We start from the raw sequence: 25,621 nt of genomic DNA on the forward strand, positions 1-25,621 counted from the left end.
TTTGACACACCTACTCGTTCCAGATATTTAATCTAGAAATGCTTGTTGCAATGACTCTAAGCCGCCTCTATAGAGTCCATGGAACAGATTTATAGCCTCTTCGTCACTTATACCTACAGATGTGAAACTGCCAGACCACTCTACCAAAGATGTATTACTGTCAAAAGTCTCGCGAACACGGATTGTAGCTTGATAATTAGTGACAGGAAATGGTGCTTCCATAATCGAGTAAGTGTAGTAGCGCTCCTTGTCGTTGAATATTTCCAGACGCTCTTCAATTACATTACCATCAAGAGTAGCTAGATGACGCACGCGCCCACCTTGGCTTAGTTCACTGCTAGGTATATGAGGTAGCCAGTCCGGAAGGGAGTTAAAGCCTCCGATCAATTTCCATACCTGGTCAGGTGAAGCAGAGATTTTTATTGTAGTAGTTGCCATATTAATTACTCCTTTATAAAGTAGATTGGCAGTACCGCATTAGGTGAAAAAAGGTAACTGTCTTAATACCGATTTACATACGTTGCTTATATTTCCATGCGGAGATTTATGAATCTTCACATATCTTTTGTTATCTCTGCGAAAGTGACCCTTATTACTTTTTGCAGGTCACTTAGTGTTAGTTGTATTTGATGCCCTACACGTCCACCGGAAAAATATATCGTTTCAAAGTTTTCTGCAGTGTAGTCAATGAAGGTTCTAAACTGCTTTTTCATTCCAATAGGTGAACAACCACCGTGAACGTAGCCTGTAAGGGGTAGAAGCTCCCTTTGAGGAATCATTTCTATTGACTTTTCTCCGGCTACTTTTGCAGCCTTCTTTAAATCAAGTTCCTTTTCAATTGGCACCATGAAGACGTAATACTCTTTTGATTTCCCAACTGTAACAAGTGTCTTAAATACCATAGCAAGATCCTGCTGCCCCCGAGGATTAGCTACCACAGCAGTATTAAGCCTTTTACTGTCAAAGGAATAATAGTTATACTTAATCTCCATCTTGTCGAGGATTCGCATTACATTAGTTTTGTCTTCTTTTTTACCCATACTACTTATTCCTTTTAAAAAAATTAGTTCTAAATAGTGCTTATCTGATAACGATTAATTTAACCAAAATGATAAAAATGATATTAATATGATATGAACATATCAATATCATTTTTATCTCATTAAGTTTAAAGCAAACTGTAAAAGCAAAACCTAAAACTCATGTTTTATTCTTATATACATAAACAAGTATGGATCCAGTCTTACTTTGGTTTAATAACCAAGAGTTTTTCTTTTAATAGTATTTTATTACCACACCTGAGCTGTAGGTGTCACAATCACATCATTAATCATTACGTTTGTAGGTTGATTTACAACAAAAGCAATAGTTTCAGCAACATGCTGTACATCTATGCAATCTCATTCAGGTCTTCAAGTACAGATTTTACATCTTTATCTGTTACTGTATCTTGCCAATTAGTCGCAATTACACCTGGTGATACTAATACTGCTTGTATATTATGTTTTACTGATACCTCTTTACGTAAACTTTCTGTTATTGCTCTTACAGCATACTTAGTAGAACTATACACGCCGTGACCTTCGCCAATTGCATGACCTGCAATAGAACCAACGTTAATAATTTGTCCAGATCCTTGACTCTTCATATGAGGAAGAACTGCAGCCACTCCATATAGTACCCCTTTAATATTAAGGTCAATCATTTTTTCCCACTCATCTACGATCGTATTATCCCACATAGAAAACAACATATAACCTGCGCTATTAATTAGCGTATCGATGCGTCCGAATTTATCTAGTGTAAACTCAACTAAAGATTGAACATCCTCATTTGCAGTAACATCTGTTACTTTATATAAAGCAGTCCCACCATCATTATTAATACGTTCAGACAGATTTCTTAACTTGTCTTCATTTCTTGCTGCTAGTACTACTGATGCACCATTCTTCGCAAGATGAAGCGCTGTTGCTTCACCTATACCACTTGAAGCACCTGTAATGACAATAACTTTATTTTTTATATATGACATATCAAAATTTCCTCCTAAAGTTTTAGATGTTATAAAAATTCATGTGATTACAAATTAAAACTTTTTTAATACAATGTTGAATAAAATAATCTTGTTTCTAGCTTAGCTACAGTTTCTATAATTTCGTCAATTTCATTTTTCACTTAAGAATGTCTATGGAATAGTTTTGAAATAATTTTCCATTCTCCGCCAATTTTAAGTAATTGGTGAAAGTCAGTGTACGTTGCTCCATGCGCACTCCCTAACGCTATACGAGCTGAAGCGACTGTACCTTCAACATCTAGGATATCGATTCTTGCTTGAAGTTCTTTTGTAGAACCTGCTTGATCCACGAAATCATATAAATTTTGAATAGATCCTTCCACTAGTCCATCAACTTCGAATCCATACATAATCGCATCTTTATAAAAAGCAGGTTGCATTACTTCACTTTTACCAGTGGTAACACCTTCTACATACTTAGTAATTGTTTCAATGATTTGGTCATGTTCGTTGTTTTGCTCATTTTTCTAAATCCTCCTATAATAAAAAGATATTTAATTCGTTATTTGATATAGTAAATTTTTAGAATTAGTTTAGATTTTCAACTTAAGAATGTCTGTGGAACAGTTTAGAAATTATTTTCCATTCTCCGTCAATCTTAAGCAGTTGATGAAAGTCTGTGTACTCGGCATCATGTGCATTCTCTAACGCTATACGAGCTGAAGCTACCGTCCCATCAATATCTAAGACATCAATCCTTGCTTGAAGATTTTTTGCAGGGCCCGCTTGATCCACAAAATCATATAAATTTTGAATAGATCCTTCCACTAGTCCATCAACTTCGAACCCATACATAATCGCATCTTTATGAAAAGCTGCTTTCATTACATCACTTTTACCAGTAGTAACACCTTCTACATACTTATTGATTGCTTCAATAATTTGGTCATGATCTTTAATTATTGTTTTGCTCATTTTTGTAGTCCTACTAAAATAAATAGAAATTTTATTGTTTTTTTAAACCCATTCAGAAATACGAATTCCGTTTGTAATACCTTCAATTTAAGTAAGAGAATAGGATTTCCCCCCTATCTCTTACTTAAATTGATTTATAGTTAATTATCTTTTAAACCCGTCTAAATACTGTTTTGGTACTTCAGTCTCTTTTCTTAATTTAAGTGAAGCTTCTAATGTCCAATATGGGTTTCTTAACATTCCTCGTCCAACAGCTACAAGGTCTGCCTCCTCATTTCCAATAACAGCATTTGCTAATGTAGGATCATCCAATCTCCCAACTGCAATAACTGGAACATTAAGAGCTTTCTTAATTTCTCGAGCTAGTGGTACTTGGTAAGCAGCATGTGTACCAGGTCTTCCCCACGCAGCGATTGGACCTTCACCACCTGAAGAGATGTCAAAGATATCTACTCCTGCTTCTTGATATTCTTTTGCAAACTCAATACTTTCGTTAATTCCATATCCACCTTCTACATATTCTTTAGCGGATATACGCATCATTAAAGGCATATCTTCTGGCATCTCAGCTTTGGCTGCCTCAATAATTTCTCGACCAAACTTAGTTAGATCTTTTCCATATTCATCATCTCTTTTATTTGTTAACGGAGAGTGGAATTGGTGAATTAAATAGCCATGAGCACCATGAATTTCAATTACGTCAAACCCTGCTCTTACTGCACGGTTTACAGCTTTGCGAAACTTTTCTACTAATTCTTTCACTTCATCCGTAGAAAGAGCTCTTGGTGTTTTGTAATTTTCATCAAATGGAATTGCTGATGGAGCAACTGGTACAGCAGCATCTTCTGCTTTACGTCCAGCGTGAGCAATTTGAATACCAACTTTCGCTCCATATCGGTGGCAAACTTCTACAATTCTTGCTAAAGCAGGGATCTGCTCGTCCGACCATAAACCTAAGTCTAAATCTGAAATACGACCATCAGGTTCAACATCTGTCATTTCAATCATAATAAATCCAGCACCACCAATTGCTCGGCTTACGTAGTGTAGGTAATGCCAATCAGTAGCGATTCCATCTTTATTTTCAACCGAATATTGACACATTGGAGACATCATAATACGGTTTTTTAATTCCAAACCTTTTATTTTATAGGGACTAAATAAATGTTCCATGATAAAAAACTCCTTTTTATTTATAATAAATGCATTACGCATGCATATAATTTAACAAAAAAATTTTCATGTTAAAATAAATGCATTACGCATGCATATAATTTAACGCTAAATTTTCTCAATGTCAAATCAAAGTACTCCAACTGAAAAATGAGTACTTTGACAGGTTAGGCATTTTTATAACTCTTTTATTAACTGTTTCATTAATCCTTCAACATTAACTGTAGAGAGATTTGATTTTAGTATTTCACGGAAAGAGACTAAACTTCTTTGTAGTTTCTTCTCACCTAAGTCAGTTAGGCGAGTATAGGTACCTCTACGGTCATCTGTACAAACATGCTTTTCTAAAGCACCACAGCTATTCGCTTCCATACTACCTACTAGCCGAGAAAGCGCACTCTGACTTAAACCAATCATCTCTTGCAATTGCTGTAATCTGAGTTTTTTGTCTGGTGCCTTGGAAAGGTAGTAGAGCACGTAGAATTCTTTTAAAGATAAGCTGTACTCTGTTTGCAGCACATTCTCCAATTCTTTCTTTACTTTATTTTGTATAGAGTCAATGGATAACCAATAATCCATAAAATCTTGATTAGTATTCATGATATTCCACCTATTCTACGTTATATTATAGCGTTCTAATCAGAATATATACACAAAATGGTACGATACATAAACCATGTTCCATAATAATTCATTAACATATAATTCTATCAAAGTAAAGTTTAAATTGTCAAATTTTTACGCTTTTATTGAATGTTGGGTACCCGAATAGGTATCCTAAAGGCATTGCCATAAATCGAAAACCGATTGATAGACAATATATTACATCCGTTATATATGGTAAACTAGCCGATGAACTTCACAGATAGTTAAAGTCTGATTATAAATTGAAAAAATTAAACAAATAAAAGATAACCTACTGGCTGTATATCGCAAGTATTTCATTACGAGTTAACCCCTCAACCTTTAATGGTAGAACAATACTTATTTCATTTTGAAACCAGCCTTCGCTTGTAAATCCTGCTGAGTATTCCATCATTTACTGTCATTCACTCCTTGCTACAATACCTATTCATGTTGAGAGTCCAGTGTTATGGGTATTTTTTCTTACTAAATTATAACAGTAGACAGGTGACAAAAGAAGGGAATAGTACACATAATAAAAAGCCTCCGAAATTTTGGAAGCAAATGTATTCTCTGTTTGTGAAACTCTTCCTTACCCTAAAAAAAGGGAAATTCAAACCAGTATATACCTATCAAAAACTTGATATAATTATTTTGGAACCCTGTATAAAAAAAATTCAGTTCGTTTAGTAATAAATAAATGTTATTATTATTTTCAGACATGTTTTAAGGGGCTAGTAAGCCTGGGATGGCCATTAGCAGCTTTATTTAAAGGAATTCTATATAACATTGTATATATTCATCTTAAGTTAACATTTTAAGAAGTATACAAAAACGCCAATTCCTTATGTATCAAGGATTTGGCGTTTCTTCGTTTTTACTCATTAATGCATGACTTTATACATCGTTGATTTATCAACGTTTTCGGCTTTTGAAGACGCCTGGCAGCCACATAAAAAAGTGGGGTTTTTATGCAATCATTCTTTCACTAAAGCGCCCTATAATGGAATAACTAAGATGCTTATATTAGCTGGTATAGTTCTATAAGAACAGTAAAAATTTAAACCTGAAGAGCTTTTTGTAATGATTTTTTCATTGCTTCTACAAAATTCTGACGTGTCTCTTCAGATAATTCTAATAAGGAAAGATAGGGATTTAAATCTTCTAATTCGACTAATAAAAGCTCCCCTTGTTCGCTTCGACAGGCATCAACTCGTTGAATCCCCCAGTCAAGATTATTCCAGTCGATGAAACGTTTAGCAAAAGCTAAATCTTCTTCCGTAGGTACATACTCTTTCAATTCCCATCTTTTATCTTTATCCGGTGCATAAAGAGCATACTGAAATTCTTTGTCGATAAAATAAAATGAGACTTCATATTCAAAATTGATAAATGGTTGTACCAATGTATTTTTCGATTCTGAATTAACTTTTTCACTCAATTCATCTTTCGTAACAAATTCCATCCCGATAGAATCTGCTCCATTTTTCGGCTTTACGATATACGTGTCTACATTAGGGAGTTTATTTAGGGAATCAAGCGTATCAATCGTTGGAATAACAGGAAAATGAGCATTTGTTAGTTCTATTAAATATTCTTTTCCGTTCATATCAGCCTTCCCATCAAACGAATTATATGTGTTTAAATGTTTAGAAACAATTCGGTTGCGGAACGCTTCATATTTGTCTTTAAAATTTGCGACTGGACCTGCATTTCGGAAAACAATTAAATCAGCATGATCTTCAAATGCTTCGATATCTTCAGGATGACAGATGACCAAATTAAAGGCTTCTCTAAGTTTAGAAGTAAGAAATAAATCCTCTTCATAATAGTTTCTTCCTTTTGCTTCATAATATAAATCTGTTACAAATAGTAGCGTCTTCATTACGCCTTCACCTGCTTTTCTTAAATTTTTATTGTAAAAAAAACATCCTAAAAAAAAAATCCCGTCTCAGTAAGAGACGAGATTGAAACTCGCGGTACCACTCTTGTTTAATAAAATGTTTGAATAACACTTTATTACCCTTTACAAACGTACAATCATACGTTGTCCCTTGTAACGGTGGATACCGATAAAGCTTACTAAACATTCGGCTTTACTTCTCAGAGATGATTTTCGGTTATTATCTGAACACTGGTTTTCAGCAAAACACCAGCTCTCTTTGGAACAGAAACAATAACGTACTCTTTCTCTTCATAGAATTTAAATAAAATTAGATTAATTAGACATTATTATATATTAATCAGAAAATAAAACAAATGGTTATTTAAGGAAGTTAATTGGATTTCTTTATACAATTATTTGCTTCTACACTTTAATTTAAATATCCAATTCCCTTTAAAAGTTTTGCTCCACAATCTGGCCCGATACATGAAAAGGCACGTTCCTCAATAAACGCGACCGAGTGCTGAAGATCTTAATATAAAAAAATCAATACTTCACCACTATTTCTTATTGTGCTCCCTCAGTTAGATACGATTATCTCTCGAATACTCACTTATTCGCAGGATTTCAAATCACTTGTAATAATTTTAGGGGACTGAAGAAATGCGTTGTTAGCATTTAGGCTACATGAAGGCGTACTTAAATAAAGGAGGTAGTAATATCTCCATTAATTTCCATTATGGGGTCCCGTCCCGAAAGTGCGGATTTACAACGCTAAGCTATGGATAAATATTAAAAAGAGCACTTTAAATTGGATATCTATTTAAAATTTTTGTATCAAATGGAACAAGCCTTAAATCCTTTGGCTTTATTCTGGCGTATCGGTCAGCATATGCCGGATGCCATGGGTACCATCCTTGTGATTTTTCTTTTTCTATTTGTATCATTCTGGAATTATTCTCTTGGAGTAATTGGCGAAATTCAAGAGGTAAAAGCACTGAAGTCCTATTCTTTACTAGAGTCCCCCACCCTAACCAAACTGGTGAAGAGGAATTTTTGATAATGTGCTTAATAATCTTGAAGTTAACAGGGTCAAATTTATAATCTTCTTCTAACAATTTTTTCTGATTTCCTGTAATCGAAGGAATTAGATTTACAATATCAAAACTACTATAATTAATGGCAAACCTCTTCAATATACTTTACTGTATCATCCTGACCGTCTACAGTTCCGGAATTAAACAAAATTAAAGATAGGTGTGTATTTTTTGATGTATTTTCCAACATGCTATTTATAATAGTATCGTTTTTTTCTATCCTTTGAACAAACTGCGACTCCTTGTGGTGTCTCAACTATATCAAATTTACCCATTTTTATTATGCCTTCCAGCATTCCTACACTCACCTCTGTCAGTAGCAAATAAATTAATAATTAATAGAAAAGCTGCCATTAATGACAGCTTCAATACCTACTTTAATTTATTATCTATTTCCGATGTATCAATATCATCATCACCGAACAAATCAATAAGTTTTTCTTTTGCCCGTTTTTTGACATCCTCATCAATATACATAGCGACTTGAAATAATGCTGCCATTAAGATACTAAAGTCATCGATATATCCCACTCCTACTGCTGCATCCGGAATTAAATCGAAGGGGAGTATAAAGTATCCTAATGCTCCTCCAATAATAGCTTTTGCTCTAAAAGGAATATCTGGTTTCTGCAATGTGTAATAAAGGATTAAAACCACATATACAACTGTTGATCCTGCCTTCTTAGAGAACTTTTTAACCTTATTCCAAAACCCCTCGTTGGAATAATGTTTTTCATGTTTTTTAATATCTTCTTCTTCCATATTTTTTGCTTCAATCTTTAAATCTTCTATCTCTGATTCCTCTATGTTTAATTCCTCTAAACTTAATTCTTCTTTTGTCTCATCTAAATCAAGTGACTTCTTCTTTTTAAACAATTCAAACAAACCAAACTCCCCCATTTAAGATTCCAATTTTTTCATATTTATATAATACATCATTTTGGTTTAGGCTTACACAAAAATTCTCGTTATAAAGTTCAATTTTCATTCTATTTTAAGAACATAATTTATTACTATTGTTGGGTGTACCTGTTAAAATTGTTTTAGGGGTGGAAAAAATGAACACTTTTCAGTATCAGGGTCAAGAAGAAGATCATTATACAAACATTTTAATGTGCATCTTGGATTACAAAAACCAATTGATTCTACCACAGTTTATTAAAGGGTTAATACTGAAACAGGCTTCTGATTTCCAATTTACTTCCCTATCAATACATACTAGAACAAAATTTTGCCCACAGCCACACAAACTGTATGAATATGTTATTGGCATTGCTCCGTATAAAAGTGGAATAACGCATTCGAAATTAGAAGATAATTCAGGTTCTATACCAGATGCATGGATTTGTGGTGACAATTTTAATTTACTCTTTGAATTTAAAATAAGAGGAGTTTTAGATGAAGGTCAAATATCGGCCCATAAAAGATTAATAAATAAGGAAGATGTTCAAGTTATTCGCCTTACTTGGGATAATGTAATGGATAGCTTGGAAGGAATTGAAACTGATGATGCTGTTCTTTTTTATCTATTACAAAATTTTTTAAATTTAAAAAATAAATTTAAGTCTAAAAGGCGTTCATCTGGAATGCCGAAAGAAGTTATAAGTAGTGTAAATAAGAGTAATGACCTTTATTTTGTAATAACAGGAAGCAAAGTACATAAGCCTTACAAAGTAGAAAAAGTCTTCAGTGGAAATAAAGAGTTAATAAAAGATGATTTACCTGGAATTACTGCAGCAAGAAAATTTATTGCTCAATATGTTAATCAAAATAAGGGCTCACTTCCTTTTGATTATCAGGGAGATTTAACAGTAATAAATGACTATTGTGTTGCACCTGGAAGAGCAGAAAAAAAGAATTCCTGGAATCAATGGAGACTGGGGGCTTTTTTAAAATCCTAATAGCCTCTATAAATTCTAAAGGACGGAATCCGGAGAAATCCAGCTTTAGTTAGGTTTGATTTTTGGTTATGCGAGGGTCAGTTCAAAAGATCAAAATTTATTAAGGCAGCTAAAAGAATTAGAGGGAATATGGTTGTGACCGGATTTATAAAGAAAAACAATCTGGAAAGGACTTTTCACGTCCACTTTACTAAGAAATGCGTTCTAAAATGCGTTTTGGGGATGTGCTGGTAGTTCACGATCTTAGTCGTTTCGGTCGTAATAAAGAAGAAATTCGAAATGAATGGAAAATGCTTATTGAAGAAGAGATCGATATTGTAGTTTTAAATATGCCAATACTTGATACACGAAAGTACAAGGAACTAGAAGGGATGGGCCAGCTAGTTTCTGATATTGTATTGACATTGTTTTCTTGGATGGTGGAAGAAGAAAGACATCGAATCAGAACAGCTCAACGTGAGGGAATGGAAATTGCTAAAAGCCAAGGGAAATTTCGAGGGGGAACTAAACGTTATCATGCTGGAGCTACCGGAAAAGATAAAGTTATTTATGATTGAATTGTAAATTTGTTGGAATCAGGTTTGAGTGTTATGGATATTCATCGTGAAGTTGGAGTTGCTCGTAATACCATTTATAAAATACAAAGAGAGCTTCCATAAAAATATTAAAAATAAAGCCCTTTTGTAGTAAAAATCCAATATTAGCGATACCTTAAAAATTATTTCTTTTTAATAGTAATTTATTTCAATAATATATAATTAATACCTACACTAATTATTCGGGGGCGCAATTAAGTGATGGAGAAATTACTATATTCAAAATCAAGCAGAAACAAATTCCTAGCATTATCTTTACTTATACTGTTCTTTATATTAATGATTCGGTACTTGCTCTTACCACACTTTGAGATTGAAATCCCTATTCTAAATAATGTTTTAGAAAACATTTTCTCATCTGGGTTTACTACAGTCTTTATCGCATATCTAGTTTTTTGGTTAACTCCAAAGGTTATGAATAAATCAAATATGGAAGTAATACCCCCGTACCAAATAAAGGAGAAGTTAAAAGAGGGCCGAGAGGCCGATGAGTATTGGTATAGTGGTGGTACTGGCCGTCATACAAGAGCTGTTACTTTACCAGAACTCGCAATTGAATCTAGAAATTCAAATACAACAAAAAGATTGTATATCCAAGTTCTTGACCCAACAGAAAAAGATGTTTTAAAGGCGTATGTAAACTATAGAAATCGTGTTAGAACAGGAGCAAGAGATCCATGGGATCTTAACCGAGCCCAAAACGAGATATATGCTACGATTGTATCTGCATACATATGGAAAAAAGAACAGCCATTATTAGAGTTTACAGTAGCTTTAAAAAAAGAAGTATCGCTCTTTCGTTTTGATTTGTCATCAAAAGTTTTAGTGATAACCAAGGAAGACTCTTCTGAACCTGCATTATTTTGTACAGAGGGAACCTTTTTTCATAAAGCTTACAAGGAAGAGCTAAGATTGAGCCTAGAACAGAGCAGAAATTTACGAAGTGACATACAGGGGTATACCTTTAATGAACTTAATACTGAAAAGTTAATGTCTCTTATTCGACAATTAGAAATTTATGACGACAATCTAAATGAAACTGCTTTAGAAGAAATTGCAGCATTAATTAGGAAGAGAGAAAATCCTTATGGATGATATTCTAAAAAAAATTTCAATTCAATTAAATAATGAAGCTGAGCATAATGAGCTATATGGAACTGTTATAGAAGCCATTAATTGGTGTGAAAAAACAGAACAACTAAAAGGTTATTATCATCCTTTAGGATTTATACATATACCTTTGGGCAAAGTTAATAAACAATCTATAAGGTTACATATTTGGTCCCACCAAGAGAGAAGAAAACAGCAACCCTTTTATCCTATTCATACCCACATCTTTGAGCTTAAAAGTCACCTTTTATACGGAAGTTTAAAAAATCGTATTTACGAAATTAGTACTGAAAACTTCCCACTTGAGAATGTCATTTACAGTGTGGACTATAATTCACAGGTTTCAATTCTTAAAAGGACTGAAAAAAAGATTAATTATAAGCAGATTACTGAAGGAATTTTTCAAAAAGGGGATTATTATTCAGTAAAAAAAGGGAATTTTCATTCTTCAGAAGTTAATGAAGGACAATTCACAGCAACAATAGTTTTAACTTCTGACATTGAGAATAGTACACCTTTAGTAATAGGTGATGCCATTGGAAATGCAGAGTATTGGTATTCTCGAGATATGTGCACTAAGGAGGAGCTATTAAAAATAACTTCTTATTTAAAACAATGTAATTAAAAACAAAGGGGATCTTAAGCATATCCCCCTTTAGTTAATTCAGGATTTTTAATAAATAGCCCCCTAATCATTTCCCTTTTAAATTCTTTAGTATTTAAAAACTCCTTTCTTCCATGTGAAATTTTGTCATTTGCCATAATAAGCCCTTGACCCGGTTTTAATTTAAATGTGATGTAGTATGGAGAACCATCGTAGACTAAATCAGTCAAGGATAAATATGCTTCTTCTAATCCAGGAAGTATATTAAATCCGTATCTCCAATCACAAGTATTATCTAACGAAAATCTTGAAATAATTTTATTTTCTTGTATTGCAAATGCAGGACCTATGTATTCTTGATGGTTTATGCTGCTAATTCTTTTAAGACTTTGAGCATCTAATAATAATTTAGCAATATCAAAGTTTGTAGTAAGCAGATTGTAAAAAGCACCCGTTGAGTTAAATATTGTATTTTCTCCTCCACTTAGACCTTGTGATCTACAATACAATAAGCTTGTTTTTATAAACCCAATTTTTTCTAAGGTACCATCAGAATGAATCTCCTGCTCTGAAGAAGTGTTAAAAGCTTTATGACTTGGATCATTATCTTTTTGACCTATTAAGTTAAATCCCATTTTTGAATTTAATAACTTATAATTATTGTAAACTTGGGGGATATATGCGTTACCTAAATTTAGTGAATTAGCAAAGGCTTCAAGAGTCTCATTGTTTACTTTCATATCGATAAATTCAAATATTGCAAATCCACACAAAAGATATTTTTCGATTAAATTTTTTATGGTCCTTGTCTCATGTAAGTCATTAATTTGTACTACATTGGTATCGTTTGAAGAATACATATGAGTATATATTCGTTCCATAAATAAATTTTTAATCATATCTTCTCTCCTAAATCAAATAATAAAAAACCTACCAAATAATATATCTAACCCAAAGGTCCCCCTTCAAAACTATGGAAAAAAACAAAAAAATTTTTAGTTACAAATAATCCATTTAATAGTTCTTCTACTTTTTCAGGTCCTTCTTTAGCTACGTTTATAAATTCTTGAATATGTTCGTTAAAGGTTTGATTAGCAAAAGGTTCATTTAAAAATGGAATAATCGTCTTCAATCCTGACAAATTGTCAGATATCTGTCATGTTATCAATAATAGCCCCAATAAAAATAAGCATAATTAACTCTGTCTCTTTATCCAATTCTTTTTTTATTTTTGTTTCGATTGCTTTTCATTAAGTTTATTTTTATATTTTAAATACTTTTCCTGTATTGCTTTTATTTTATTATCATGTGCATCAGTAAATTTATAAAGATAAAAACCATCTTTATGAAAATTGGGGACCTCTGTCAACAACGGTTTATTTTTCCCCATTTCCAACGGTCAAAAAATCCCCGATTTCAGCGTTCAACCTTGTATAGGTTGAACGCCAGCCCGTTGTTTTTCTCTTAATCTATAGGATTGTCCTTTAATATTAAACGTTATTGAATGATGCAATAAACGATCGAGAACGGCCGTAGCTAACACATCATCTCCAAATATTTTTCCCCATTCAACATAGGATTTATTGGACGTAATAATTATAGATCCATGCTCATATCTTTTTGAGATGATTTGAAACAATAGGTTAGCGCTAAGCTCATCAAATGGAAAATATCCCATTTCATCAATAATTAATACATCAGGAACACACAATTTATTAACTAAGCGGGCAGTAGTTCCACGCTGCTCGGCCTTTTTACAAGATAATATAAAATCATCACATCTGGTGTAATAGGCCGTATTTCCTTGTTCTATTGCTTCAATTGTTAGACCAATTGCTAGGTGTGTTTTCCCTACTCCTGGCGGACCCAGGAGTAAGATATTTTCTCCATTTTGGATGAAACGACAAGTCATTACCTCCTTTACTCTACGTTCGTTTACACTTGTTTGAAATTCAAAATCAAAGTCCTCAATTTTTTTATAAAATGGTAGTTTAGACTTTTTAAGCCTTCTTTCAAGGTTTTGTCTCTCTTTACTTTCAATTTCTTGTAATAAAACGATGTTAAGAAAGTCAGAATATGATACATTATCTTTAGAGGCATCCTCTAAAATGCCTTCTATTCGATTTGAGGTTAGATGAAAACCTACACTTTTAAGACGTTCAGTTAGAAGGTTAGTGTTCATTCATATTCACCAACCTTTGACTGTTCTTCATACACCAAGAGGGAACGTTGTTCCACTTTTGGACCAGAGAGAGGATTGTGACCGGTCGCCAAACCTTTAGGTGTCACTTTCTTCTCTTCTTTTTTGTTTTCTTTGTAATGTTTCAATTGAGCGATTGATTTGGTATTCCCTTTGATTATTGGATGTGTCGCAATACAATCAAGTTCATAGTAAATTTCGATATGGTGTTCTAAGGTCTCTTTAATCTTCACTTCTGCTCCCTTATAACGGTAGGGGACAGAGTATAGTTTATTCTCGTAAGAGATATAGCCCTGTTGATCAACTTTAGTAGTTGTCCATCTACTCATTGGGAATAGCGGGCGTTGGTTCCAATTTAGTAATTTCTCTTGTTCCACTTCAAAACGTTCAAACGGTGATTCCCTGGTTGTTTGATTAGGCTTCTTATTAGCTATTTTGTCCAACCATTCTATTAGACTCTCATTCATCTTAACTAAGGATGGCTCCAACTTTCGCTGCATAAAGTTTTTCTTCACATAACCAACTGCGCTTTCCACTTTACCTTTTGATTGAGGACGAGCAGGTTTACAAGCTTTTGGAACAATGCCATAGTAAGCTAAAAATTCTTCAAACTTTCTATTGAATCTAATTTCAGTTGGACTATGCTTAATTACTACAGTTTTCATGTTGTCATAAAGAATTTGTGATGGAACACCATTAAAATACGAGAAAGCATTCATGTGGCATTTCATCAGTTGTTCCATGTTCATGGTTGTTGTAATCTCCATGTATTTCATTCTTGAATATCCAAGGACGATGACGAATACATAAAGTTTTTGTTTCTTACCGTCAATCTCGCGTTCCCCTAATTCACCCCAATCCATTTGAGCTTGTTTACCTGGAGGAGTTTCAAATCGGATACTTGACTGCTTATTAGGTTTTTCACGAAAGGGACTAATAAACTCCCTCAGTATTGTCATTTGGCCATCATAGCCCATTGCCTGTATCTCTTCTAACAAAACAACACAATTTGTGGTTCCTTCTTTAAGTCTCTTTAACAAATACTCTTTATAGTCATCTAATTTACTTCCTTTACTTTTTTTATCCCCTTTTCTCTTAGGAAGTTGATTTTGGTTTATGTACTTCCTAATGGTCTTTCTATCAAACCCTGTTTCTTCTGAAATTGCAGTTTGAGTCCATCCTTTCTGATGTAACTCTCTGATCATAAAAAATTCCCCGTCCTTTAACATATTGTCTCTCCACTCAAAAAATTTTGATGTAACGAGACAATTATCCGTTATTTTTGGGGAATTTTTAACCGTTTATATTGGGGATTTTATCACCGTTGTTAACACCTCAATAAACTTTTTTTGCATATATGCAAGTGTAATTCCATATTCACATGTTTCTTTATTAATTTTTTCACTGGGCTTAATAAATTTACCCTCATCAAAATCAGCATATAAGCTACCATTTTTGTATTCGTTTAATAGCATAGTCATTGAATATTTCTGTCTAATTTCTTTTTCCAAATCTAATTCTTTAAAATAAGATTCCCATTCATATGGATCTATAACTACGTCATTCTCAATAAATTGTTTGACTACCTCTAGATATTTATAATCATTATCAGACTCTTCATACTCGATATTATGAGAACTAGCATAATTCGCATTAAATTTCCTCATTACATTATTTAGATACATAACTGTCCCATAACTTTGAGATATTTTTCTTTTATGATCTCTTATTCTTTTGTTTACATACTTCCAATCAGTTTTAATACCATTGTAAACATTTAAAGCTACCGAGTTTAACATAGGTAATTTACCGAATTCTTCAAATGCTATATGGGCACACAAATAAGCTCTTGCATATTTTTGATGATTGTATAAAATTTTCTGCCTCCTCTATCAGCTCACAAGCATTCTCATATATCTTGAGAAATATTTTTTCAATTTCCTCTACTTTTAATTGGTTAAAGCTCATTCTTATTCTCTCCTAGGAAATACATTTTACATTTATTGTATCTTTAGCTAAAAATAAATAAAAGGAAAACCTTAGTTACTCCTTTCTCCTTGATACCAATAAGCGAAGGAAACATCATCTATTCCCTCAAACAACCCATCATCGGAAAATACCGGCTCATACTTCCACAAAAAAGGTTAGTCTAAAAGTTGTAAGTTTTGTACACTACGAAAATATTCGTTTTTTTCTTTTTTTCTTTCTTGTTTTCCATCTAAAAGTTAGTCTATAATAAATGTACAGAAAGTTATATATCTTTTAGACGGGAATGATCAAAATTGAGTGAACTTGTTGGATACGCAAGGGTAAGTACCTTAGATCAGGATTATTCCTTACAAGTTGAACAATTAGAAAAGTATGGATGCACTAAGATTTTTCACGAAAAGAAAAGTGGTAAGAACACTGGTAGGCCCGAACTGAACAAAGCCATGGAGTATTTAAGAGCAGGAGACAAATTAGTGGTTTATAAGATTGACCGTTTGGCCAGATCAACAAGAGACTTACATAATATTGTTCATGAATTACAAGAGAAAAACATCGGTGTTGTATTCATCAAGGAACAGATCGACTTTTCAACTCCGGCTGGAAAGCTCATGTTTACCATGCTGGGGGCTATTGCTGAATTCGAGCGCGATCTCATCAATGAACGGACCAAAGAAGGGCGAGAACGGGCGAAAGCACAAGGGAAACACTTAGGAAGAAAAGGACAGGACACAAAGGAAATCAAAAGGGCATTAAGGCTGTTTGCAGAACGGGAGAAAAATGGATTAAGTGTAAATGACATTTCTAAACAAACAGGCGTGCCACGTTCAACTATATACGCAAAAGCGAAGGGGGCAAAATAATGACAGTAGACGATCACGCAATAAACAGTTTAAGGGTTTGGTTTGATATTGAATATGAGGAACTAAAAAAGGAATGGAAGAGCAATGAATACGAAAAGCTTTCTGATTGTCCATCCTTTAAAACAGCCTATACCTATCGAGAAGCTTTAAATGTTTTAATTAAAGGTCCTAAATATGTGGATGAAACACAGTTAAAAAGAATGATTGAAGAAGAATTGGAGATTGAAGAGCATTGGGAGAATCAGAAGTAAAACAAATGTGTGCTTACTGCGCAAAGTGGTTTCCACAAACGAAAATGCAGCAGCCTCCAGATGATTATAGAAACTGGTATTGTCCAAAATGTTCCCTGAAGTGTTAGAAGCGCATTGGAAGTTACCTTGGAATCGGAAAAAGATTTAGGAGGAATTGACAATGAAAGTAAAGTACAAAGACGGCAGTATATACGGACCAGGATTAACCGATTTCCCATATCAGGAAGGCGACTATGTGACAATTGTTGTCCGCTATTGGACTAATAAAGAAGTTGAAGATGATCTATATTATCATGGACATATAACACAATTAGAGGACGAAAGGGTAGGTTTTTGGGCCGTTTTAGATGATGACCCCGATCAGGAAGAATTTTTTAACTTTGGAGATATAGAGGCCGTCTTTGATGGAGATAAAATTCCCTTCTTGGGTGGCTGGACCAAACGAAAAGAATAGTTATATTATTAATAATTTGTTAAGTTTAATGAGTTAAAATACAAGCATGAAAGGACAAGACCTTTCATAGCCCCCCTTAATATATATTTTTACGCCCTCGATTGAGGGCTATTTTTTTTTTGCTTTGGACCCCTAAGGAGCATAGATTATCTTACTCCACTAAAGCGCCCGATTGCGGAATATTGAAAAATGCGAAAGAGCTTCAAAATGTTTAATTTCCGATTCAGCACAGAAGTTCTTAACTTATATTCAGTTATGGATTTCCGAAGAGTATGGCTTGCAGCTATAGTGCTACCTTACCCTCTATCTGAAAATAATCTTTAACTATAATTTTACTGTTAAATAAGATTGTAGTAACAGCTATTAATAAATAAATTGATGTAGATAGTTACAGGATGCTGGAGCAGTCATGAAATTGAAGAACTTAGCTTAGAGGTAGGTATCGCATTAGATAAAGGGAAGGAGTCAACCGTTGAGTAGGGGTCTAAGGTTTCTTTAATGTATCGACAGCATAATATCATTTATATAGTATTTATGATTTTGCAAGTAATAAAGTTTATTAAGGAGGTCATCTAGCTGCTGACTTACCTGAATAACTTTTGGTGATGTAAGGCTATATTGGTTTCCAAGGAGAATCATCTCTTTTCTTTTTTGCTCAATTTGAACATGCAAAACTTCAGATAAATTTCGTACCACTATTTTAACGCCCTAACACATTTCATAATTAATCAGATAAAGTAAATTTTACAGAAAATAGGACTTAAATCTATATTAATTCCCATTTTTCTAAAAATATCCAATTTAAAGGATAGATATCAACAATTATATGGAACATTAACTGTATCCTCGAATCAATTACTAGCATTGTTAAATCCCAACCCATCCCAGTAATATCATGATTGATAAATGAATAACATGCTATACAATGAGCAAAACACAATTGACGCCGTGAGGCATCAGGTTGTTTATCCAACTTCACCTATTTACGTGTAATTCTTTTTGAAGCTCTCCAGACAGAACAGGGGAGTTTTTAGCTCTCTTTAAGCCTTCTCAAAACTATAGTTAAAAAAATGATTAATAGATTTCTTTAATACCTGATAGACGAATCGAGAAGATGTTATGTTGTTCATCTTCTAAAAAAAGGGTTTGTTCATTAATGTTAAGGTTACATAGACGACCCTTACATGTTTGTAACAAACCATTTTCGTAATAACTAATGGTAATTAAGCGATCTTTTCTTAATGCTTTTAGAATCATCTATTTACCTCCTTTCTAACGAGTGGTATGTATATGACCGAAAGGGATGAGTCTTGCTGAATTACTCTTATTTTAGAGCATTTAGCAGAACCTTGGCTGCTAGTCGTTCATTATTGATATCACCAGTTGGCAAATTAAGTTCCTACACCCTTAAAACGCATCTCATAATTTTCCTACTTTTCAATTTCTTGAGGGTATCGTTAAATTCAAATTCTCTTGGATTTTCATGTGCGGTAAGAATTCTACTGTTTAAAGAATCAGATAGCAAAAGTTAACTAGTAATTACTTCCCTTATAATGAGATTTCATGATAAAATCAGATCTCCATGAGATCGGAAAAATATGAAAAATCCAAAACACTTGAAAGAAAGCGCTCAATCTTTTGTTTATCTTGCTTTACTTAAAATAATAATCAATGGGGTTTCCTTCGGAATCCACTACACCATACAGATATATCCATTGGCCTTTTACCTTTACATAGGATTCATCCACTCTCGACGAGTCATTGATTTACTTGAGATGACAATGCATTAATTTGTCCAATTCAGCCATATTCTGATGTACCAAACCTTCAATTTCAAATGATGAACGCCCGCAACTAGTTTTGGAACTTATTCAGGTATCTCCACCATGTACTTTTCAAACTTGGAAATAGATACCTGAATCTCTTCCTGTATAGCGTTAAACGGGAGGAAATTTCAGCTATTCCTCATCCTTTTACACATATTTATAATCCATATGATTGGAAATTTGGACAGGTTCCCCAACAACAGAGGAAGTCTGTCCAAAATCAAAATAAAGTTGAGTTTATACACAAGTTGTTTGGACTAGTTTGTTAACCCAAACTTCGAAAGACATGAATGGCTCTATGTTTCTAATGAATGTTTTTAAACCAGAACCTTTTTTAGAGCCATTTAGTAAAACCTTCGTTTCTAGTCTTCTATTGTTGATAAATCACCGGTTGGTAGATTAAGTTCCCACGCTTTTAAAACGCGTCTCATAATTTTTCCACTTCTCGTTTTCGGAAGGGTCTCACGAAATTCGATTTCCCTCGGAGCGGCATGCGCGGCAAGCCCCTCTTTCACAAAAATCCGAATTTCTTCTTTTAAATCATCTGATGCTTCATATCCTTCTCTTAAGGAAATGAATGCTTTAATGATTTCCCCACGTACCGGATCTGGTTTTCCAATAACCCCCGCTTCAGCGACCGCCGGGAATTCAACTAATTTGCTTTCCACCTCAAACGGCCCGACACGTTCTCCTGAGGTCATAATCACATCGTCGACACGCCCCTGGAACCAAAAGTAGCCATCTTCATCCATGTAGGCAGAATCGCCAGATACATACCAGTCGTTTGACAGGAAATAAGAATCATACTTTTCTTGATTGTTCCAAATAGTTCTCATCATAGACGGCCAACCTTTTTTAATCGCTAAATTCCCCATGCGGTAAGGCGGCAGTTTTTCTCCAAGGTCATCCACAATCGCTGCTTGAACGCCGGGTATTGGCTTGCCCATTGACCCTGGCTTAATCTCCATTGACGGGTAATTGCAAATAACTTGTGCCCCTGTTTCTGTCATCCACCATGTATCATGAATGCGTAAGTCAAAGACTTTTTTTCCCCAACGAACGACTTCGGGATTTAATGGTTCACCCACGCTTAAAATGTGTCGCAATGAACGTAAATCGAATTTCTTTATAAGTCCATCGCCCGCTCCCATTAACATACGAAAAGCGGTTGGAGCACTATACCAGACGGTTACTCCATAGTTTTCGATCGTTTGATACCAATCCTCCGGACTAAAGCGGCCACCGCGTATGACATTTGTCCCTCCGACCAGCCACGGGGCAAAAACGCCATACGAAGTACCTGTTACCCATCCCGGGTCCGCTGTACACCAATATACATCATCTTCTTTTAAATCTAATACCCACTTTGCTGTTTGATAGTGTTGAATCATTGCATTGTGAACATGAAATACCCCTTTAGGTTTTCCTGTCGAACCTGACGTATAGTGAAGAACTAGGCCATCCTCTCGATCTACCCATTCGATTTGCAACTCTTCGCTTGCCGTTCCCATTCTCTTGTAAAAATCAATATATGGTCCTTCTTCTTTCACATCGCTTCCAACAATGATCACATGTTTTAAATGCGGCAATTCATCAACCGGAACGCGTCCTAAAAGCTCAGGCGTCGTGACGAGAACCTTCGCTTCACTATCTTTCAAACGATCGCGAACAGCCACTTCCATAAATGCTTCAAATAAAGGACCAACAACGGCTCCTAATTTAATCGCGCCCAATAAGACGAAATAAAGTTCAGGGGAACGCGGCATAAAGATAAACACTCGGTCGCCTTTTTCCACACTGGCCGCCTCTTTGAGAACATTCCCGGATTTATTGGAATAATCTTTCATATCTTGAAATGTGTACTGTTCATTTCGGTCTTTATCAGAAAAATACAGGGCGATTTTATTCTTTTTCTCTGAGTCCGTATGACGATCAATCGCTTCATAGGCCATATTTACAAGGCCCGTTTCGTTCCAGGAGAATTGTTCCTCCACTTGCGACCAATCAAATAACTCATATGTTTCCTTGTAGTTTTCTAAGTTAAACGGTCCTTTTTGCACAGAAAGCATTTCCAGTTTCATAGCTTGTTATCCTTTCTTGTTTAATAGGTCTTTTATCATTGTCACGTGATTTTACAGTGTTTCATCGACTCGCCAAGAATCACTAATAGGCTTAAGTTGACGGCGTATATGTTTATCACATTCAGAATCCTATTGATAGACCCAACACATAATCATCGTGTGAGCAATAGATGAGTCACGTTCCTCCATAATTTTTACCAAATCATGAAAGCCGTGATTGTACCATAGATACCATTTCTCTGTTAATATAATCACTTCCAGCTGGTATGAAAAATACTCATTGAGAAGGTAGCATGAACAATCTTTAAGCTACCTTCTTAGTTCTTAGCCTTTGTAAATGATTCAGTCTAACTCACTTTTATAACTCAGCAAGTCCTTTGAACAGTTCCACTCCTGTTTCGATGAGATCATCTCGGAAGTTATACTCGTAGCTGTGCAAGTTCGGATAGTCTTCTCCATTTCCAATATAACAGTAAGAACCTTTTGTGAGTTTCGTGTAATGACCGAAATCTTCTGAAGCACGGAACGCTTCCGTCAGCTCAGTCATCGGAATGCCTTTTTCTTTACAGACCTGACGAATCTTATCAGAGCTTTCTTTGTGATTCGAAGTTTCCGGGAATTCATCCTGGTATTCAAAACTCACCTTCAGTCCATATTTCTCCACTTCAGCCTTCGCAACATCTTCAAGATTCTTCTGAAGCCTGTCCATCTCTTCCTCGTAAAGTGCACGAATGGTCATTCTTAGTGCACCCTTACTGGCATTTACACCAAATGCTTTTGCACCAATGTCTACTTGAACGACAGTGCATAGTGCGATACCCTTATTGATTGCAGGATCAATGAATCCTGGAATGGCATCGATTACCTTTGCAATTGCGAAAGCTGGATTTATACCTTTCTCCGGTTCACTGGCGTGAGAAGGAACACCTTCCATATAGATGGACATGCCCTTGGATGCGCATTGTGCTGTTCCATCAATTACATGGACAGTATTTTGTTTAATACCGCTCATATTATGCCAGCCAAAGATTTCATCAATGTTGTTTTCCTTGATGAAAACAGAACACTCGGCAGCGCCATCACCTGTTTCCTCTGCGTGCTGGAATAGGAAGAACACGTTATTGTCGCACCCCTTCTGATCAATTTCCAGTGCAAAACCGCAAAGTGTTGCAGAGTGTCCATCATGTCCACATTTGTGAGAAACCCCAGGACATTGGGAACCATATGTGAGATCAATGGTTTCCTCAATTGGAATAGCATCGAAGTCTGCACGAAATGCTATGTTTCTTCTTCCAACTTTGGAATAATATATAGCATAGAACCAACGGCCCCTGTCAACAATTTCAAGATTTGTGTATGCTTTAAGGAAATCGATTAAATGCTGTTTAGTCCAAACTTCATGGTTTGATAATTCTGGGTGGGCATGAAGTTCATGGCGCAATTGAATCGCCAATTCAAGATTTTTCTTTTCCAATATCACTGTCTCCTTTAATTCACGGTAAATCCCTTACTATTCAGATAAATTACTAGAGAAATTCTAATAATCTATTTTAATGTGATAGGACCACCAAAATTCTTTATTGTATTTCTGTTTCATTTAGGTGCGCTTCTAAGAATGGCTTATAATCTGTTTCTTGCAGTTTTCCTTTTTTATTCAAATAGGTACCAATAATGAAGTACAACACTAGCAAGGGTGCCCCGATATAGAATGAAAATCTTGTACTAGGGCTGTAGGCTGTATAAATGGCAATAGCAACTAAAACCAATAAGCAAATGATGGTTGGAAACGGATAAGTACCCATTTTAAACTTTAGCTTGTCTACAGAACCGCCATTTGCCACCAGCCATTTTCTAAATTTATAGTGGGAAAGGAAACTACTAAACCAGCCAAGCAGTGTATTGAAACCTGCGATGGAAACAAGCCAAATGAACACTTTATCCGGTGAAACAAAGTTGGTGATTAGGGAAACCTGACCAAGGAACAAAGTGAGAAAAACTGCGTTCATCGGGATACCACGTTTATTTACTTTCCCCAATGCTTTCGGTGCTTTTCCTTCTTTTGACAATGTAACTAACGTTCTACTTAGTAAATATACGATGGAGTTTGCAGCGGATACCAAAGATGTTAAGATAACGATATTCATTATTGTGGATGCACCTGGAATTCCAGCCAATCCAAACAGGCCAGCATAGCCATTCTTTAAAACGCTTACATTATTGTGTGGAACAACCAGTCCCATAATTGTTACAGAACCAACGTAGAAAATTAATATACGAACGAAAATGGTATTGATTGCTTTAGGAATATTACGCTGAGGGTTTTCTGTTTCTCCTGCTGCTGTTACAACAGTTTCAACACCAAGATAGGACCAAATAACCCCAGTCATCATCAAGATTACAGCTGTGAATCCCTTCGGGAAAACGGTCTCGCTGTTCCAGTGGGATAACCCGATAAATCCTTGATTTCCAATTACTCCAAAGATCATCAGAACTCCAATGATCAGAAAAAAGATGATTGCGACAACCTTAATGCCGGCAAACCAGTATTCAGCTTCTCCATATGACTTTACATCAATACTATTTAATCCCAATACCAATAGTGAAATTATGATACAGAATACAACAGGAGAGATGCTCGGGAAGAATTGGTTTAAAATCATTGCACCTCCAACAACTTCAGCCCCAAGTCCAAGGAATCCGTTGATGCACAGGTTCCAACCTACCATGAAGCCTAAAACCGGATGAACAAACAAACCTGAATAAGTTGTATACCCACCGACAGTAGGCATGAAGGTTGACATTTCGCCAAGACCTTTCATTAAAATATAAACTAAAATTCCAATTACTAAGAACGCAATAGGCCCTCCAAGAGTACCCGCCTGCGAAACAACATTTCCAGAAGCAAGGAATAGTCCTGTTCCGATTGTTCCACCGATTGAAATCATGGTAATATGTCTGCGTTTCAGCCCACGTTGTAAGTCATGGTTTTTATTTTCTATAATTTCCTCATTCATAATCATTTCTTCCATAATTAACCATCACCCTTTTTCCTTTTAATAATTTTACATTACAGTTTTTACTTCTCCTTTCTAATTGTCTTATATAAGACTAACCAAAATATTCAGTCTTTTATATTATATATTTTATATATTATATATTATATTTTTTATTGTCAATAAAAAAAACGATTCTGTTTCAGATGAAACAAAATCGTTTTTTTCATTTTTCAAATTATATTTCTATCTTTATAGCAGTGTTTTCTCCGCCTTTTGTATATCCCAATGCACTTCTTTCATGAATCTTTCCAATTCAGCTGTATCTTTTTTTTTGAAAAGCTCCAATATTTCCCTGTGTTCATTATTTAATTGAGATAACATTTCCTTCGCCCTATCCGGCGAATCATTTTCACCTAAATTTTTCAAAAACTTCTTTTCTAATTGAAGCAGAAGATCAACGAGGCTCTTGTTGGGACAAACCTTTAGATAGACACCATGAAAGGCTTCCTGCATCTTATCATACATCCTGTAATTCTCTGTATTAATCGCTAGATCGATACTTTGGATATAAAATTCCATCTCTTTCATGTCTTTTTCGGTTAAAAGTAGAGCTGCAAGTGAAGCAGCCAGGCCATCCAATGCGCCGATGATAAAATATGTTTCTTTCGCCTCTTCCTTTGTAAGGCTTTTTATTACGAACCCTTTTCTTGGGACATTGTCAAGCAACCCCTCTGACGCAAGCTGTATAAGCGCCTCCCTTACCGGTGTCCTGCTGACATTCAGACTTTCACAAATATGGTTTTCGTTTACCTTTTTACCAGTAAGCAAATTCCCGCTGTTGATTTGCTCAACGATATAGTTATATACATGGTCTTTTAACGACAAAAATTCCATCATGATGATCTCCAATACGTTATTTAATATAATATATTATATTTATAAATAGATTTTATATTATTAATGAATTTTTCTCAATTAATGGTAT

General features: G+C 34.8%; 30 protein-coding genes, 3 pseudogenes and 1 other annotated feature. Of the genes and pseudogenes, 9 read left to right on the forward strand and 24 right to left on the reverse strand.

Features of this window, described 5'->3' with window-relative positions; genetic code table 11:
- Nucleotides 1-27: 27 nt before the first annotated feature.
- The 11 genes from QF028_RS24400 to QF028_RS24450 all read right to left on the reverse strand — a co-directional run bounded on the left by QF028_RS24400 (nucleotide 28) and on the right by QF028_RS24450 (nucleotide 8,653).
- On the reverse strand, nucleotides 28-438 hold the full coding sequence (locus QF028_RS24400) for an SRPBCC family protein (protein ID WP_429469734.1): 411 nt from the start codon (nucleotides 436-438) through the stop codon (nucleotides 28-30).
- Nucleotides 439-554: 116 nt separating this feature from the next.
- Complete coding sequence (gene ybaK, locus QF028_RS24405) at nucleotides 555-1,040, reverse strand: Cys-tRNA(Pro) deacylase (protein ID WP_429469736.1); 486 nt, start codon at nucleotides 1,038-1,040, stop codon at nucleotides 555-557.
- A gap of 350 nt (nucleotides 1,041-1,390) precedes the next feature.
- Complete coding sequence (locus QF028_RS24410; protein WP_429469738.1) at nucleotides 1,391-2,032, reverse strand: SDR family oxidoreductase; 642 nt, start codon at nucleotides 2,030-2,032, stop codon at nucleotides 1,391-1,393.
- Nucleotides 2,033-2,175: 143 nt separating this feature from the next.
- Entirely contained in the window at nucleotides 2,176-2,511 is a 336-nt protein-coding gene (locus QF028_RS24415; protein WP_429472512.1) for a nuclear transport factor 2 family protein, read from the reverse strand.
- A 109-nt stretch (nucleotides 2,512-2,620) separates the two neighbouring features.
- Complete coding sequence (locus tag QF028_RS24420; RefSeq protein WP_429469740.1) at nucleotides 2,621-2,989, reverse strand: nuclear transport factor 2 family protein; 369 nt, start codon at nucleotides 2,987-2,989, stop codon at nucleotides 2,621-2,623.
- Between the two features lie 144 nt (nucleotides 2,990-3,133).
- Nucleotides 3,134-4,162: an NADH:flavin oxidoreductase/NADH oxidase gene (locus tag QF028_RS24425; protein ID WP_429469741.1), complete on the reverse strand. Its 1,029-nt coding sequence runs from the start codon at nucleotides 4,160-4,162 to the stop codon at nucleotides 3,134-3,136.
- Between the two features lie 177 nt (nucleotides 4,163-4,339).
- Complete coding sequence (locus tag QF028_RS24430) at nucleotides 4,340-4,762, reverse strand: MarR family winged helix-turn-helix transcriptional regulator (protein ID WP_429469743.1); 423 nt, start codon at nucleotides 4,760-4,762, stop codon at nucleotides 4,340-4,342.
- 316 nt (nucleotides 4,763-5,078) lie between these two features.
- Complete coding sequence (locus tag QF028_RS24435) at nucleotides 5,079-5,201, reverse strand: hypothetical protein (protein WP_429469745.1); 123 nt, start codon at nucleotides 5,199-5,201, stop codon at nucleotides 5,079-5,081.
- A 645-nt stretch (nucleotides 5,202-5,846) separates the two neighbouring features.
- On the reverse strand, nucleotides 5,847-6,671 hold the full coding sequence (locus tag QF028_RS24440; protein ID WP_429469747.1) for a hypothetical protein: 825 nt from the start codon (nucleotides 6,669-6,671) through the stop codon (nucleotides 5,847-5,849).
- A gap of 69 nt (nucleotides 6,672-6,740) precedes the next feature.
- Nucleotides 6,741-6,993 (reverse strand) — a binding site (T-box leader).
- Between the two features lie 484 nt (nucleotides 6,994-7,477).
- Nucleotides 7,478-7,867 carry a DUF1643 domain-containing protein gene (locus QF028_RS24445; protein WP_429469749.1) on the reverse strand — a complete coding sequence of 130 codons (390 nt, stop codon included), beginning with the start codon at nucleotides 7,865-7,867 and terminating at the stop codon, nucleotides 7,478-7,480.
- Nucleotides 7,868-8,140: 273 nt separating this feature from the next.
- The gene (locus QF028_RS24450; protein ID WP_429469751.1) at nucleotides 8,141-8,653 is read right to left on the reverse strand and encodes a YkvA family protein; all 513 of its coding nucleotides are present in this window, start codon (nucleotides 8,651-8,653) and stop codon (nucleotides 8,141-8,143) included.
- A 173-nt stretch (nucleotides 8,654-8,826) separates the two neighbouring features.
- On the opposite strand from QF028_RS24450, the gene QF028_RS24455 reads away from it, so the two are divergent.
- The 5 genes from QF028_RS24455 to QF028_RS24475 all read left to right on the forward strand — a co-directional run bounded on the left by QF028_RS24455 (nucleotide 8,827) and on the right by QF028_RS24475 (nucleotide 12,000).
- Nucleotides 8,827-9,669: a hypothetical protein gene (locus QF028_RS24455; RefSeq protein ID WP_429469753.1), complete on the forward strand. Its 843-nt coding sequence runs from the start codon at nucleotides 8,827-8,829 to the stop codon at nucleotides 9,667-9,669.
- A gap of 224 nt (nucleotides 9,670-9,893) precedes the next feature.
- On the forward strand, nucleotides 9,894-10,226 hold the full coding sequence (locus tag QF028_RS24460) for a recombinase family protein (RefSeq protein ID WP_429469755.1): 333 nt from the start codon (nucleotides 9,894-9,896) through the stop codon (nucleotides 10,224-10,226).
- A 33-nt stretch (nucleotides 10,227-10,259) separates the two neighbouring features.
- The gene (locus QF028_RS24465) at nucleotides 10,260-10,328 is read left to right on the forward strand and encodes a hypothetical protein (RefSeq protein ID WP_429472513.1); all 69 of its coding nucleotides are present in this window, start codon (nucleotides 10,260-10,262) and stop codon (nucleotides 10,326-10,328) included.
- A gap of 135 nt (nucleotides 10,329-10,463) precedes the next feature.
- Nucleotides 10,464-11,360, forward strand: coding sequence for a hypothetical protein (locus QF028_RS24470; RefSeq protein WP_429469757.1), 897 nt, complete (start codon nucleotides 10,464-10,466; stop codon nucleotides 11,358-11,360).
- A complete protein-coding gene (locus tag QF028_RS24475; RefSeq protein WP_429469759.1) occupies nucleotides 11,353-12,000 on the forward strand; it encodes a hypothetical protein in 648 nt (215 codons plus the stop codon). Before QF028_RS24470 ends, QF028_RS24475 begins: the two co-directional genes overlap by 8 nt.
- A gap of 14 nt (nucleotides 12,001-12,014) precedes the next feature.
- On the opposite strand, the gene QF028_RS24480 is transcribed toward QF028_RS24475, so the two are convergent.
- The 5 genes from QF028_RS24480 to QF028_RS24500 form a co-directional block, all read right to left on the reverse strand.
- A complete protein-coding gene (locus tag QF028_RS24480; RefSeq protein ID WP_429469761.1) occupies nucleotides 12,015-12,878 on the reverse strand; it encodes a TauD/TfdA family dioxygenase in 864 nt (287 codons plus the stop codon).
- Between the two features lie 47 nt (nucleotides 12,879-12,925).
- Complete coding sequence (locus QF028_RS24485; protein WP_429469763.1) at nucleotides 12,926-13,120, reverse strand: hypothetical protein; 195 nt, start codon at nucleotides 13,118-13,120, stop codon at nucleotides 12,926-12,928.
- Between the two features lie 282 nt (nucleotides 13,121-13,402).
- Nucleotides 13,403-14,161 carry an IS21-like element helper ATPase IstB gene (istB, locus tag QF028_RS24490; protein ID WP_429465737.1) on the reverse strand — a complete coding sequence of 253 codons (759 nt, stop codon included), beginning with the start codon at nucleotides 14,159-14,161 and terminating at the stop codon, nucleotides 13,403-13,405.
- A complete protein-coding gene (istA, locus tag QF028_RS24495) occupies nucleotides 14,158-15,408 on the reverse strand; it encodes an IS21 family transposase (RefSeq protein WP_429465739.1) in 1,251 nt (416 codons plus the stop codon). The genes istB and istA overlap by 4 nt, the downstream gene beginning before the upstream one ends.
- Nucleotides 15,409-15,480: 72 nt before the next feature.
- The gene (locus QF028_RS24500; protein WP_429472515.1) at nucleotides 15,481-16,056 is read right to left on the reverse strand and encodes an AbiV family abortive infection protein; all 576 of its coding nucleotides are present in this window, start codon (nucleotides 16,054-16,056) and stop codon (nucleotides 15,481-15,483) included.
- Nucleotides 16,057-16,461: 405 nt separating this feature from the next.
- On the opposite strand from QF028_RS24500, the gene QF028_RS24505 reads away from it, so the two are divergent.
- The 4 genes and pseudogenes from QF028_RS24505 to QF028_RS24520 all read left to right on the forward strand — a co-directional run.
- Entirely contained in the window at nucleotides 16,462-17,028 is a 567-nt protein-coding gene (locus QF028_RS24505; RefSeq protein WP_429469765.1) for a recombinase family protein, read from the forward strand.
- Nucleotides 17,028-17,279: a hypothetical protein gene (locus tag QF028_RS24510; protein ID WP_429469767.1), complete on the forward strand. Its 252-nt coding sequence runs from the start codon at nucleotides 17,028-17,030 to the stop codon at nucleotides 17,277-17,279. The genes QF028_RS24505 and QF028_RS24510 overlap by 1 nt, the downstream gene beginning before the upstream one ends.
- 160 nt (nucleotides 17,280-17,439) lie before the next feature.
- Nucleotides 17,440-17,733: a hypothetical protein gene (locus QF028_RS24515; RefSeq protein ID WP_429469769.1), complete on the forward strand. Its 294-nt coding sequence runs from the start codon at nucleotides 17,440-17,442 to the stop codon at nucleotides 17,731-17,733.
- 384 nt (nucleotides 17,734-18,117) lie between these two features.
- Nucleotides 18,118-18,210 (forward strand): annotated as a pseudogene (locus QF028_RS24520) (spore gernimation protein GerA); the annotation flags it as partial.
- 18 nt (nucleotides 18,211-18,228) lie between these two features.
- Here QF028_RS24520 and QF028_RS24525 read toward each other — a convergent pair.
- From QF028_RS24525 to QF028_RS24560, 8 genes and pseudogenes are all read right to left on the reverse strand, one after another.
- A complete protein-coding gene (locus QF028_RS24525) occupies nucleotides 18,229-18,429 on the reverse strand; it encodes an aspartyl-phosphate phosphatase Spo0E family protein (RefSeq protein ID WP_429469771.1) in 201 nt (66 codons plus the stop codon).
- Nucleotides 18,430-18,807: 378 nt separating this feature from the next.
- Complete coding sequence (locus tag QF028_RS24530; protein ID WP_429469773.1) at nucleotides 18,808-18,990, reverse strand: YolD-like family protein; 183 nt, start codon at nucleotides 18,988-18,990, stop codon at nucleotides 18,808-18,810.
- A 407-nt stretch (nucleotides 18,991-19,397) separates the two neighbouring features.
- Nucleotides 19,398-19,490, reverse strand: a pseudogene (locus QF028_RS24535) (DDE-type integrase/transposase/recombinase); the annotation flags it as partial.
- A gap of 431 nt (nucleotides 19,491-19,921) precedes the next feature.
- Nucleotides 19,922-21,640, reverse strand: coding sequence for an acetate--CoA ligase (acsA, locus tag QF028_RS24540; protein WP_429469775.1), 1,719 nt, complete (start codon nucleotides 21,638-21,640; stop codon nucleotides 19,922-19,924).
- Between the two features lie 57 nt (nucleotides 21,641-21,697).
- Nucleotides 21,698-21,901: pseudogene (locus QF028_RS24545) on the reverse strand (IS6 family transposase); the annotation flags it as partial.
- A gap of 97 nt (nucleotides 21,902-21,998) precedes the next feature.
- Nucleotides 21,999-23,114, reverse strand: a complete 1,116-nt coding sequence (locus QF028_RS24550) for a M20 metallopeptidase family protein (RefSeq protein WP_429469777.1) — start codon at nucleotides 23,112-23,114, stop codon at nucleotides 21,999-22,001.
- A 103-nt stretch (nucleotides 23,115-23,217) separates the two neighbouring features.
- On the reverse strand, nucleotides 23,218-24,669 hold the full coding sequence (locus QF028_RS24555) for an amino acid permease (protein ID WP_429469779.1): 1,452 nt from the start codon (nucleotides 24,667-24,669) through the stop codon (nucleotides 23,218-23,220).
- Nucleotides 24,670-24,885: 216 nt separating this feature from the next.
- The gene (locus QF028_RS24560; RefSeq protein WP_429469781.1) at nucleotides 24,886-25,533 is read right to left on the reverse strand and encodes a GntR family transcriptional regulator; all 648 of its coding nucleotides are present in this window, start codon (nucleotides 25,531-25,533) and stop codon (nucleotides 24,886-24,888) included.
- Nucleotides 25,534-25,621: the final 88 nt, after the last annotated feature.

Origin of the sequence: Neobacillus sp. B4I6, assembly GCF_050434045.1 — a bacterium.
In the GTDB taxonomy this organism is placed as follows: domain Bacteria; phylum Bacillota; class Bacilli; order Bacillales; family Cytobacillaceae; genus Neobacillus.

Coding starts and splice junctions, on each gene's coding strand:
- QF028_RS24400 (WP_429469734.1), bottom strand. CDS start 438: ATGGCAACTACTACAATAAAAATCTCTGCTTCACCTGACCAGGTATGG.
- ybaK (WP_429469736.1), bottom strand. CDS start 1,040: ATGGGTAAAAAAGAAGACAAAACTAATGTAATGCGAATCCTCGACAAG.
- QF028_RS24410 (WP_429469738.1), bottom strand. CDS start 2,032: ATGTCATATATAAAAAATAAAGTTATTGTCATTACAGGTGCTTCAAGT.
- QF028_RS24420 (WP_429469740.1), bottom strand. CDS start 2,989: ATGAGCAAAACAATAATTAAAGATCATGACCAAATTATTGAAGCAATC.
- QF028_RS24425 (WP_429469741.1), bottom strand. CDS start 4,162: ATGGAACATTTATTTAGTCCCTATAAAATAAAAGGTTTGGAATTAAAA.
- QF028_RS24430 (WP_429469743.1), bottom strand. CDS start 4,762: ATGAATACTAATCAAGATTTTATGGATTATTGGTTATCCATTGACTCT.
- QF028_RS24435 (WP_429469745.1), bottom strand. CDS start 5,201: ATGATGGAATACTCAGCAGGATTTACAAGCGAAGGCTGGTTTCAAAAT.
- QF028_RS24440 (WP_429469747.1), bottom strand. CDS start 6,671: ATGAAGACGCTACTATTTGTAACAGATTTATATTATGAAGCAAAAGGA.
- QF028_RS24455 (WP_429469753.1), top strand. CDS start 8,827: ATGAACACTTTTCAGTATCAGGGTCAAGAAGAAGATCATTATACAAAC.
- QF028_RS24475 (WP_429469759.1), top strand. CDS start 11,353: ATGGATGATATTCTAAAAAAAATTTCAATTCAATTAAATAATGAAGCT.
- QF028_RS24480 (WP_429469761.1), bottom strand. CDS start 12,878: ATGATTAAAAATTTATTTATGGAACGAATATATACTCATATGTATTCT.
- istB (WP_429465737.1), bottom strand. CDS start 14,161: ATGAACACTAACCTTCTAACTGAACGTCTTAAAAGTGTAGGTTTTCAT.
- istA (WP_429465739.1), bottom strand. CDS start 15,408: ATGTTAAAGGACGGGGAATTTTTTATGATCAGAGAGTTACATCAGAAA.
- QF028_RS24510 (WP_429469767.1), top strand. CDS start 17,028: ATGACAGTAGACGATCACGCAATAAACAGTTTAAGGGTTTGGTTTGAT.
- QF028_RS24515 (WP_429469769.1), top strand. CDS start 17,440: ATGAAAGTAAAGTACAAAGACGGCAGTATATACGGACCAGGATTAACC.
- QF028_RS24530 (WP_429469773.1), bottom strand. CDS start 18,990: ATGATTCTAAAAGCATTAAGAAAAGATCGCTTAATTACCATTAGTTAT.
- acsA (WP_429469775.1), bottom strand. CDS start 21,640: ATGAAACTGGAAATGCTTTCTGTGCAAAAAGGACCGTTTAACTTAGAA.
- QF028_RS24555 (WP_429469779.1), bottom strand. CDS start 24,669: ATGGAAGAAATGATTATGAATGAGGAAATTATAGAAAATAAAAACCAT.
- QF028_RS24560 (WP_429469781.1), bottom strand. CDS start 25,533: ATGATGGAATTTTTGTCGTTAAAAGACCATGTATATAACTATATCGTT.